At 70.0% G+C, this 9704-nt stretch carries 11 protein-coding genes; 1 reads left to right on the forward strand and 10 read right to left on the reverse strand.

The features are described from left to right. Positions 1 to 522 precede the first annotated feature (522 nt). The 9 genes from AB0F04_RS37710 to AB0F04_RS37750 all read right to left on the reverse strand — a co-directional run bounded on the left by AB0F04_RS37710 (position 523) and on the right by AB0F04_RS37750 (position 8183). The gene (locus AB0F04_RS37710; RefSeq protein WP_184918215.1) at positions 523 to 726 is read right to left on the reverse strand and encodes a hypothetical protein; all 204 of its coding nucleotides are present in this window, start codon (positions 724 to 726) and stop codon (positions 523 to 525) included. Continuing rightward, positions 726 to 1601 carry a protein spdB gene (locus AB0F04_RS37715; RefSeq protein ID WP_362050950.1) on the reverse strand — a complete coding sequence of 292 codons (876 nt, stop codon included), beginning with the start codon at positions 1599 to 1601 and terminating at the stop codon, positions 726 to 728. Before AB0F04_RS37715 ends, AB0F04_RS37710 begins: the two co-directional genes overlap by 1 nt. Before the next feature lie 2 nt (positions 1602 to 1603). After that, complete coding sequence (locus AB0F04_RS37720; protein ID WP_362050953.1) at positions 1604 to 1915, reverse strand: hypothetical protein; 312 nt, start codon at positions 1913 to 1915, stop codon at positions 1604 to 1606. Next, positions 1912 to 3834 carry an ATP-binding protein gene (locus AB0F04_RS37725; protein WP_362050956.1) on the reverse strand — a complete coding sequence of 641 codons (1923 nt, stop codon included), beginning with the start codon at positions 3832 to 3834 and terminating at the stop codon, positions 1912 to 1914. The genes AB0F04_RS37720 and AB0F04_RS37725 overlap by 4 nt, the downstream gene beginning before the upstream one ends. A gap of 220 nt (positions 3835 to 4054) precedes the next feature. Next, on the reverse strand, positions 4055 to 4279 hold the full coding sequence (locus tag AB0F04_RS37730) for a hypothetical protein (protein ID WP_362050959.1): 225 nt from the start codon (positions 4277 to 4279) through the stop codon (positions 4055 to 4057). A gap of 945 nt (positions 4280 to 5224) precedes the next feature. Continuing rightward, positions 5225 to 5425: a hypothetical protein gene (locus AB0F04_RS37735; protein ID WP_362050960.1), complete on the reverse strand. Its 201-nt coding sequence runs from the start codon at positions 5423 to 5425 to the stop codon at positions 5225 to 5227. A 51-nt stretch (positions 5426 to 5476) separates the two neighbouring features. Continuing rightward, positions 5477 to 5644, reverse strand: coding sequence for a hypothetical protein (locus tag AB0F04_RS37740; RefSeq protein ID WP_362050963.1), 168 nt, complete (start codon positions 5642 to 5644; stop codon positions 5477 to 5479). Positions 5645 to 6160: 516 nt separating this feature from the next. Further along, positions 6161 to 6964, reverse strand: a complete 804-nt coding sequence (locus AB0F04_RS37745) for a hypothetical protein (protein WP_362050966.1) — start codon at positions 6962 to 6964, stop codon at positions 6161 to 6163. Between the two features lie 889 nt (positions 6965 to 7853). Next, positions 7854 to 8183, reverse strand: a complete 330-nt coding sequence (locus AB0F04_RS37750; RefSeq protein WP_362050969.1) for a hypothetical protein — start codon at positions 8181 to 8183, stop codon at positions 7854 to 7856. Positions 8184 to 8263: 80 nt separating this feature from the next. On the opposite strand from AB0F04_RS37750, the gene AB0F04_RS37755 reads away from it, so the two are divergent. Beyond that, a complete protein-coding gene (locus AB0F04_RS37755) occupies positions 8264 to 8458 on the forward strand; it encodes a hypothetical protein (RefSeq protein WP_362050972.1) in 195 nt (64 codons plus the stop codon). A gap of 14 nt (positions 8459 to 8472) precedes the next feature. Here the strand turns inward: AB0F04_RS37755 and AB0F04_RS37760 are convergent. Then, on the reverse strand, positions 8473 to 9704 hold a 1232-nt coding region (locus AB0F04_RS37760; RefSeq protein ID WP_362050975.1), incomplete at its 5' end, for a protein rep.

Genomic DNA, 9704 nt, shown 5'->3' on the forward strand with positions numbered 1-9704 from the left:
CGGGGACGTGTCCGCTTTTGCATTTCCGGACGCCGCCGCAGGGCTCTGACCTGCGCGGGTTGCAGTTTCTCCGGTAGTACCAAGGCGCCTGTCCGTTTTTGGTTCGGCAGGTCGGGCCTCACCGGCCGGACGGGGGATGGAAACACCCCGCTCGATCGCTCGCTTCGCCGCCTTCCGGCAGCGGTCCGAGCAGTACACCTTGGGTCGTTTGCCAGGTGTGTGGGCAATTGCGGTTCCGCAGTGGCAGCGGGGTCCGGCGGGCCGATATGGCAAAGCCTCGGCTTCGCTCCGTACTCTGGGCACGAGCAACGTTTCCTGTCTCGCCCGGTCTAGGGGCGCGAGTCTGGGAGCGGACGGCCCAGGGATTAGGCCCCCTGGGCCGTTGCTCTTTCGTCTGGTGGTGATCCTGGCACCGATCGGGCCAGGTGTTCCCCCCGCCACTCCCGAAGGCGCGCGGGGCTGGTGTGACTTGAAGGGCCGAAGGAAGCCCCGCCGGGGATCCGGCGGGGCTTTGACGTGCGGTCAGGCGGCGGTGCTGAGTCGGGCGGCGAGCTGGGCGGCGGCGGCGAGAATCACCCGCACGTCGCCCTCGGCCGTAGTCGGCAGAGCGGCCAGCGCGGGTGCCGGCGCCTGGGGCGGAGTCGGGGCCGGGGCCGGGCGGCGGCGCAGGGCCACCGCCAGGACGACGAGGCTGACCGCGATGGAGAGCAGGTAGGCGAGTGCCATCACGCGGCCTCCCCCTGCTGCCCGGTGACGCGTCGCCAGGACGCGCGGAGACGGGTCTCCCCGGCACTGTGACCGGCCGCCCGGAAGGCGGCGGCCATGTCCCGGTACGACATGGGCGGGTGGTTGCTGGCGCGGAGCTCCGCGACGATCCGGTCGAGGTCCTCGTCGCTCAGCGCAGGTGCGGCCTCGATGGCGGCCACCGGTTCGACCGGTCCCCAGACCGGGAGATCCCATCGGGGCTGTGACGCGGGTGTGACGCGCTCTGTCACGCAGGTCAGAGCCCGTGCGGTCCCGTCGCCTTGGCGGGCTGCCTCCAGCACCGACCAGGCTCCGGAGAGGGACTCAGCGGTCTTGGCTTGGACGCGTGCGACGCGTGCCCCGGCCTCCGTCACGGCCGTCAACCGGGTCTCTTCGGTGGCGGCTTCGGCCCGCAGCCGGGCCCGGGCCACGGCCGCCTCGTCGCGGGCTTCCTGCTGGATCCCCTGGATCGCCTTCAGGGCGTCCGGGGTGAGGGCAGTCCGCTCCCACAGTCCGTGCACGAGCCAGAGCGCCTTTGCCGCGAGAGGGAGCCAGGCGACGGCCAGCCACGGGCCGGGGGAGGCCTCTCCGACCGCGTGGGCGACCAGGACGCCGGTCGCGATCGCGCCGAACGCCCACCCGACGCCGGTCACCACGGCGTTGTGATCGCCCTGGGCAGCGAGACGCCGGTCGTAGGCGAGGGCGGCGAGCCATCCGCCGTCGATGCCCAGGCCGACGACCAGGGCCACGCCCCAGTGCATCGAGTCCCCGAGCCACATCACGACCACGGCCAGGGTCAGGACCATGGACACCGCCGTCATGGCGACGGCCGGGAGTGCGGTCTTCACGTTGCGCATGGTCACTTCCCCTTTCGGATCTCGCGGATGAGCAGGTAGCCGATGCAGCCGCCGACCGTGACCGCGACCGCGACCAGGGCGACCGCGAGGAACAGCCCGGTGAGGACGCAGGCGCAGGCGGCGCCGCCCGCGATCCACGCGGCAGTGGTCCCGGCGGACCGGCGAGGGGCCGGGGCGTGGGTCGAGCAGCTGCACGCGGCCGGGGCCGGGGCCGCCTGAGCGGCCTGCACCACGGCGAGGATCTGGGCGATCGTCGCGGCCTGGTCCTCCGCCTGGCGGGCGTCGGCCACGGCCTGCGTCAGGTCGGTGCTCATGCCGACACCTCCCCGGCCTGCGTGGCGATGGACAGGGCGCCGTCCTCGGCCTTGTGCACCTCTCCGGCCTCAACCAGGGACTTGACCGCCTTGGACACGGAGCCCTTGTTGATGCCGGTCACGTTGGCGACGTCGGCCACCGTGCGGGAGCCCGCGCCGATCGCGGCCGCGACCTTCTCCCGGTTGGTCGGCTGGGACTTCGGCTGGGCCGGGACCGCAGCCGCGGGCGGCGCGATGACGTAGTCATCGCCCTTGACCAGGCGCAGGGGAGCCGGTTCGGCCGGCGCCTTGAACACGACGGGCTGCCAGTGCCGCGCGGGGAGGGCTCGGACGCCGTCGTCGTCGAGCGTCCAGGTGCGGATCATCCGGGGGCCGTAGCCCTTGAGGTAGCCGTGCCCACGGTGGGCACGGTCTTCCGGGATCTGCTGCGGGGCGTAGTGCGCGCAGTCGTCCAGGGCGACCTGGGCCTGAGTCGTCCCGGCCACGCGGAGGCTGAAGCGGGTCAGCAGGTTGGGCGCGATGAGCTGGTGAACGCCCGGGGCGGCCCCGTCCGTGACCGGGTACTGGGTGGCCCACCAGAGCACGACGCCGCGCGAACGCCCGAGGCTGGACAGCTCGATGAGCCGCTGCATGCGGGCCTTGCCCTCATCCGACTTGTCGAGCTTCAGGTTGGCGAGCACGACCTGGCCCTCGTCGATCACGACCGTGAGTTGTCGGCCGTCCCAGACGCTGATCTTTCGTGCCTTCATGTCCCGCTTGCGGCGGTTCATCTCGTCCCAGGCTTCATCGATCGCGGCCGCGATCTCATCGCCCTCGACGGCCACCCGGCAGACGGCTTCCCACACGTTGGCTTCTTCGCCCTTGCCGTCGATCAGGAGCAGGTCACCGCGCAGATGCGCCGTGGCCATGAGGGGGCGCGTCGACCAGGACTTGCCGGTGCCCGAGGCGCCAGAGACGAGCAGCCGCTCGTCGAACGGGACCAGGACCTCGTCGCCGGTCTCGGTGTCCAGACCGAGGGACATCGTCAGCGGGTCGGCGGGCATCCGCTCCGGCGTCCACCGCGAGGAGACCCCGTCGGCCGCCGAGCGGGTAGCCAGCGCCAGCACCGCCCAGCCGCCGCGCGGGCCGGAGGTGACCCGGATGCGGAGCGCGGTCCGGGCCCCGAGCAGGGCACGGATTCGGTCGACCTGAGCAGCGAGCTCCTTGACCGTCCACTTCCCGTCCAGCCGGACATCACAGCGGATCCCGCCCGAGGTGACCTCGGCCGGAGTGGTCACCGTGCCGCCCAGGCCGCGCTCTTCAGCGTGCTGGACCCAGTGCGACGGGTCGAGCCGCTCCACGAGCTGGCGCTCCTCAGCCGAAAGCCCGTCCTCGACCTCGACCGCGACCTTGCGCCGGCCGACCGCGAGCGCGGCGACGTTCACGACGATGAGCGCGAGCGAGCCCGTAACCGGCCAGGCCCCAGCCTGGTCCCAAACCAGAGCGGTGATGCCGACGCCCGGCACCGCGTGCACCGCGTGCGCCTGGACCGCCCGAGCCCGCAGCGTCGCCGGGTAGTTCTTCCGCGCCGCCTTCAGCGCGACCTTGGCCGACTCCCGGTGATTCCTCGCCGCCTTGTCCGCCGTACGCGCGGCCCGACGGCCGGTCGAGAGCGGGTTCTTCGACGCTGCTCGCGCGGCCGTCCGCTGCGACTTGGCCGACGCCGCCGTCGCCCGCGCGCTGTTGTGGGCGCGCTGGGCATCCATGAGCGCCTTCAGGTTCTCCGGGGTCCGGAGCTTCGCCCGGCGGTCCGCCTCCGTGTCCCAACGGACGGCGAGCGGAGCGGCCATGGGCGCCAGCGCGTCGAGCGTGTTCGTGATCGTCGCCAAGGCCGACTTGGTCGGCTCCGCGATCTTCGTAGAGACTGCCTTCAGGTCCACGGTTGTCCTTCCTAGGGGTTCGTGGATCTAGGGCCGGATTGCCGTTCCAGCGGCGGTCCGGCCCGCCTGTTTTGGGTGGGTTGCTCCCTTGGTTACACCCGCGCCCCCGAGTTGCCCCCGCAACCCGCGTGTGACCTGCGGGTTTCCAGGTTGACCCCGTTTCCGGGAGGGGGGCCCTACGCGTGCGCGCGCGAGGGAGACCCGATTTCGGCTCTGCCGATCACTCCCGGGTCCAGGCCCGGATGGTGGTCGGAGAGAGGCCCGACAGAGAGCTGATCCGGCGGTAGCTCACCTCCGCCTCGACGGCCCGCTTCACGAGCGGCCGGAGCTCCTGCTCCACCTGCTCCAGCTCGGCGAGGAGTTCGACCCTGCGCTGAGCGACGGGCCGAAGCGCTTCTTCCGCTCGCTCCCGCAGCATCCGGGGAGTCAGTTCACTGTCTGCCATGCGCTACACACTGGCACGGTCGCTACGCGTCACGCAAGCACTACATCGTAGTTGGCATATGCCAGCCTGGCGATTCTGCGGTACAAGTTTCTCTACCTCATCAAGGCGGCCCTGCGGGCCGCGCGGCCCAGCCCGCGGCCCGGCCGCCGCTCCTGTCTTCGCCCCGCTCCGGCCAGGCCGCCGACCGGCCCGCGCACTGAACGGGGCGGCATCCCGCCGGGGTTTACGCGCGCCTGCTCCGCCGACTGCATCCATCGCCGTTGTGCGCGTGAACCAGGGCAGCGGGGAGGGGTGAGGGGCTCGGAGCGCTGAGCGGCCGTCTGAGCGCCTGTGAGCCTCCCGGACCGCCGTACCCCCGCCGTCGCACCAGACGGGCGCGTAAGGCGACCTGACGGCCCGTCTTGGGCTCATGGGGAGCACCTGCTGCCGCGATGTAGTGGCGGCCGCCGTGGTCACTCCGTGTCGGTGCGGCTTTCACCCGGGCCGAGGAGCGTGTCGTCCTCTGCGAACAGCGGCAGCGTATCCCGCTTCACGCCCGGAGCTGGCGGAAGCAGAGGGCGCCGGCCTTTCGAGCGGGGCGCACTCGTCATGGGCAGCGCCGACCGGGTCTCGGGGGAACTGACCTGCGGTTTTGGAAAGTCACGTGACTTTGGTCGGTCACGCTCAGGAAAGTCACGTGACTTTCCTTGGGGGCTCGGAAGCTCACGTGACTTTGCTTCGCGTGCCTCGGCCTCTTCGGCCCGGCCTTTCGCGTACGCGTTGACCAGCTGGTCCCGCAGCTTCCTGGCCTCGTGGGCCCGCTGGACGCATCCGCGCTTGCAGTAGGCCCGCGGCTTGGTCCCCCGGCTGGGCGGTACGGGGCCGCCACACCACGCACACAGCTTCTCGCCGTCCGCGTTCGTAGGTGTTTCTGTGTTCATGGCCCAGGACCGTACGCGGCGCGTCTCATGGCGTGGCAGGTGCGTCGGGGCGGTTGTAGCCCAGCGCGTCGGCGACCCGGCGGGTGGTCGACCGCTCGCGGTAGGCGTACTCGCGGTGGCTGCGCTTGCAGTAGTCGCGCTTGCGGCCGGTGCCGGTCTGGATGATCGGTTCGCCGCACCACAGACACAGCCGGTTGCCGTGCTCGTCGGTAGGGATCTCTGCCATGCCCTGCCCAACCCTGGCGGCCCGGCACAGGTTTCTCACCGCTGGGCTGCGTCACGAGCCGCCTCCCAGGATGTGGGCCATCACGGCACGGGCCGCCCCTGAGAACGTCCCTCCGATCGCGGCCAGGGCTCCCTTCTTCGCGAAGTCCGCACGCGGCTCCGGCGTCTGCTGCTGCGGCGCCGGCGCCTGCGGCTGCTGGTCGCGCTGCTCGTCGCTCACTGCTCCTCCAAGGGGCTCGGAAAAAGTCCTCCCGTCCCCGACAGTCCGGGGGTGGGAGGCGACCATGAGGGAGCGGCGGGTTAGCCCCGCAACTCCCCTTCGCCCCTTCACTGGTGTCGACGGCCTGAGGACAGGACCGGGCACGAAAAAGCCCCCTGACGTCGGCCAGGGGGACGGGGGCGAGAGCAGAAGAACAGTCCGGCGAGCGGCATTCAATACTCAGCCGGAGCTTTCTCGAAGTCGTCTAGCGAGTCGAGAGCCTGGCCGCGTTCCTCGAGTACGGCGACGACGGCCAGGAGCACGACGCCGACACACCCTTGCATCACGATCCGACGGCCCCCGAAGCATGCACGCGTGCACGGGCACAGGCGTGCACGGGCGGAACGGTCACACCTCTTGCATTTCCACGCGGACTCGGAGCGTGGGCTGCAGGAGCCCACGCGTATGGGCAGGGACCGGACGCAATCGACCCCCGGCTGCCGTTCAGTGGGCTGCCGGGGGTCGGGATGGTCAAGATCAAGATTCTGAGCGGGCCAGCGATGTGAGACGGGCGTAGTCGATGATCTCGTAGTACCGATTCGACCGGGTTCCCGGAGGCAGGGCACCCAGGATGCCTTCGGCCCGCAGGGACGCTATGGCCTTCTCGACAGTCGTCCGACCGAGGCCGAGCGCAGCGGAGACGTCGGCTTGACTGGGACCTGCGATCGTCAGGGCTCCTTCGGGCACCTCATGAATTCCGGTTCGGGTCCACCGAACGCGACGACCAACTACCTCCCCCCGCGAAGAGGGGAGAAGGACCAGATACCTGAGAAGACGGGCCACCCGAACGACGGGATCCGCCTTGGACACCGCGTAGACCGACTCGACGGTCTGAGCACGATCATTGGTCAGCTGCGCGAGGAAGAGTGCAAGCGCGGGCTCCTTCTCGATCAGAGTCGCAAGTGTCCGGGTGGTGAGGCTGACGCTGACGCCGGCGGAGAGGAAGGTGATGTGGGGCCCCGACCCTTGGGAACCTGAATCGTCCGTCGTCCTCCTCCTGAGGAGGACTCGGGAGATGTCGCCGAGGATGGCGCCCCTCCTCCAGAGCCGAGTGGTTCCGTGGGGAGTGGTCTCCTTGATCACGCCTTGGGTGATGATGTGCACCCACTCCTGGCCGTACGCCAGGACGTCTCCGCGGTGACGGGCCTCCAGGCGCGCTGCGGCCGTCAGAAGATCGACCGCGTACGAGGGCAGCCCCAAGGACTTCAGGTACCCGAACGAGGCCTCGTGGTACCACGACCGGAACCTCACCCCCGGGTCGAAGTCGATGATCTCGGTCATCGGAGGCCACCTCCATGACCAGCACCCGCGGGGTCAGCGGGAACCGCGGGTGCGACGACCTGAGCAGGCGTGGGCGGAGGTGACTCGACGAGGAGTTTGACAACCGGCACGAGAGCACCGACGAGAACGGCCAGGGCGCCGATGACAACCGCGATGCGGCCGGCAGTCTTGTTGAGGTGACGGATGGCGTAGCACGCAGCCCCCACCACGATCGCGACGATCAGAACAGCCGCGAGAATCCCTTCAGACACGACAGTTACCTCTAAGGGTATGGCGGTCGAGCCGCATCGCCCCAGGGACGTACAGCTCGACCGCAGCTTTGGAATGGTCTCTTACGGAACGCATGGCCGGTTAAGCGCGAACCCTGGCGAGGGGTCGAACCAGCTAGCCCGTAGGATACGCCACCCGGGTGAGACACCATCAACTTCGATCCGCCCAGAGGGAATCCCGCTTCAACCTCGGCTAATAGGAACGAGGTTCGAGATTCAAATACCTTGCGGGGGCGGTTCGTTGATCGAGTTGGGTTGATCGAGATCGGCGCCAGAACAACGCAAGGCGGCCGCACCCGGTGGGGTACGGCCGCCTGTCACGTGCTCTACGAGCAGGAGGTCACTGCAGGGGAGCCACCCCTGTAGTCACCTCGGAAGCTGAGCGAGACCATTCCAAAGCCCGTGTCAGCTGAAGACAGTGCACACCGCTAATGAAGCACAAAACCCTCTCCCAGGGGGGAAGTGCCGTACGCGTACGCTGTTTTCCCTACACAGAGGGGTTTTGCACACTCAGCGGCCCATGCCTGGGTGAAGGAAAGTGGTGATCACATTCCCTAGTGTCACTAGGGGTGGAGGCTTTCCGCTGACATCTGGACTGCGGTAATCCGCCGGAGGGCGAGTTAGTGCTTACTGACCTCAGTAAGCCTGGCGACGTGCCGAGCGGCCAGCTCTCGGGTGGCGTCGGCGTCGTGCTCCTGGTCGTCGTCGTGCTCGTTCTCCCGGCGGCGTCGAGCAACTGCTTCCTCGCGGCGGAGCGCGAGCGCTTCGAGCATCGCGGCGTACTCCTCCTCGACTTCGGCGGAGGTGAGCACGACGACCGTGTCGGCGGCGTCGACCAGGGCCAGGACCTCCTGCACCCGTTCGCCCACGGCCGCCGGGTCGGTGTTGCCGTCCTTGCCCTCGGCGGCCTCCGTGGCCGCGAGGTCGAGCGCTCGCCGGGGTTCGACCACGGGCGGATCCGGGAGGCCCCGCACCGGTCGGTGCGGGGCCTCCGACATGTCGGCGCCCCAGGGGCCAGCAGACTTCCGTCATGAGCACCATGCGCCGACTTCTCGGCACCGGCCCGAGCAACACCAGCAGTGCGCCCACCCAAGGCGCCGGCACTCGGCTTCTGCCCGTGGAGCAGCTCGCCGTCGATGAGCACCAGGAGCACGACGACCCCCGCGTGCGACGGGAGGATGGACCGGTCCCCCGGCGCCGACCGCTCGGCGACCGGGGGCAGTAACGACCGACAGCCAGTTACGCCGGGGGCTGGGGTGCGTCGAGCACGTCCCTTCCCCAGATCAGGCCCCACGATTCAACCAGTCCCCGCACGGCCCACGCACCACCGAGCTCGGCAGCCTTGAGCAGTTCGAGGGGGCGACCCCGGTACCGGATCACGGCGCGGTACCAGGTCTCGGCGGGGATGAGCGCCAGGCCCTCGCCGCCGACTTCTTCCGCCGCGATCTCGTCGTCGGTCCGGTCGTCGAGTTCCACCAGCCCGGCGAGCAAGGCGCGCAAGCCGTTGGACCAGTACTGGGCGCGGATCCCGTAGGCGCCGTACTCGTACTCGTGCCACAGCGGCACATCTTCGGCGAGCCCGGCCGCCGCTCCTGCCGCGACCTCGAACGGCATGCGGGAACCGTCGCGGCCCTGCTTCAGGTCTGCACGGGCGAGCTCCCCGCCGGGCGCCCACCGCTCGAACCGGGCCTTGCCATCCTGGTTCTTGAACAGGTAGCGGCTGAACTGCTGGGCGTCCTCGGGCCGGGGGACGTCGACCTTCAGGCCTCGGTCGTTGGGCCGGTAGCCGCCCGCCTTCTCCACGGACCGGAGCCACCGGCCACGGGCCGCAGCCTCGAACGCGTCGGCACGGTCCCGGGTCCACGGCTGCTTGAGGAACAGCAGCACGTGGAAGTGGGGATGCCACCCGTTCTCGCCCTGCGTGCACTCCCAGACGCGCACGTAGCCGATCACGCCGTGGTCGGCCTGCAGGCGCTGCCACATCTTCCCGGCCCGGGAGCCGAAGGCGGTGATCCAGGCGTCGTGCTGGACTGCGACCAGGCCGGACCGCTCACCGCGCCGGGTGGTGCCGAGCGGCATCCGGCGGTAGTGCCGCAGGGTCAGCGTCATCATGGCCAACCCGTGCCCGGCCGCCTGCCAGGCGCCGGTGACGGTGTCGATCTCCTCGGACCGGGCGGCTCGGATCTTGGCGGCGCAGACGGGGCAGAGGTGGATCTTTCCGCAGGTGACCAGGCCGGTCATGTGGGCGACGTTGCCATTGATCACGACGCCGACGCCGCCCGCGATGGCGGACCGGCCGCAGCCCTTGAGGCCCTTGTCGTTGGTGACCCGCCACAGCCCCTCGCGGAGGGTCCAGCGAGCGTCCCGACCGGCTGCCGGGGACGTGTCCGCTTTTGCATTTCCGGACGCCGCCGCAGGGCTCTGACCTGCGCGGGTTGCAGTTTCTCCGGTAGTACCAAGGCGCCTGTCCG

The organism is Streptomyces sp. NPDC029041, from assembly GCF_040637515.1.
Taxonomy (GTDB): domain Bacteria; phylum Actinomycetota; class Actinomycetes; order Streptomycetales; family Streptomycetaceae; genus Streptomyces.

Bases quoted from the DNA above. Each gene is read 5' to 3' on its own strand.
- AB0F04_RS37710 (WP_184918215.1), bottom strand. From the start codon at position 726: ATGGCACTCGCCTACCTGCTCTCCATCGCGGTCAGCCTCGTCGTCCTG.
- AB0F04_RS37715 (WP_362050950.1), bottom strand. From the start codon at position 1,601: ATGCGCAACGTGAAGACCGCACTCCCGGCCGTCGCCATGACGGCGGTG.
- AB0F04_RS37720 (WP_362050953.1), bottom strand. From the start codon at position 1,915: ATGAGCACCGACCTGACGCAGGCCGTGGCCGACGCCCGCCAGGCGGAG.
- AB0F04_RS37730 (WP_362050959.1), bottom strand. From the start codon at position 4,279: ATGGCAGACAGTGAACTGACTCCCCGGATGCTGCGGGAGCGAGCGGAA.
- AB0F04_RS37735 (WP_362050960.1), bottom strand. From the start codon at position 5,425: ATGGCAGAGATCCCTACCGACGAGCACGGCAACCGGCTGTGTCTGTGG.
- AB0F04_RS37745 (WP_362050966.1), bottom strand. From the start codon at position 6,964: ATGACCGAGATCATCGACTTCGACCCGGGGGTGAGGTTCCGGTCGTGG.
- AB0F04_RS37755 (WP_362050972.1), top strand. From the start codon at position 8,264: ATGAGCACCATGCGCCGACTTCTCGGCACCGGCCCGAGCAACACCAGC.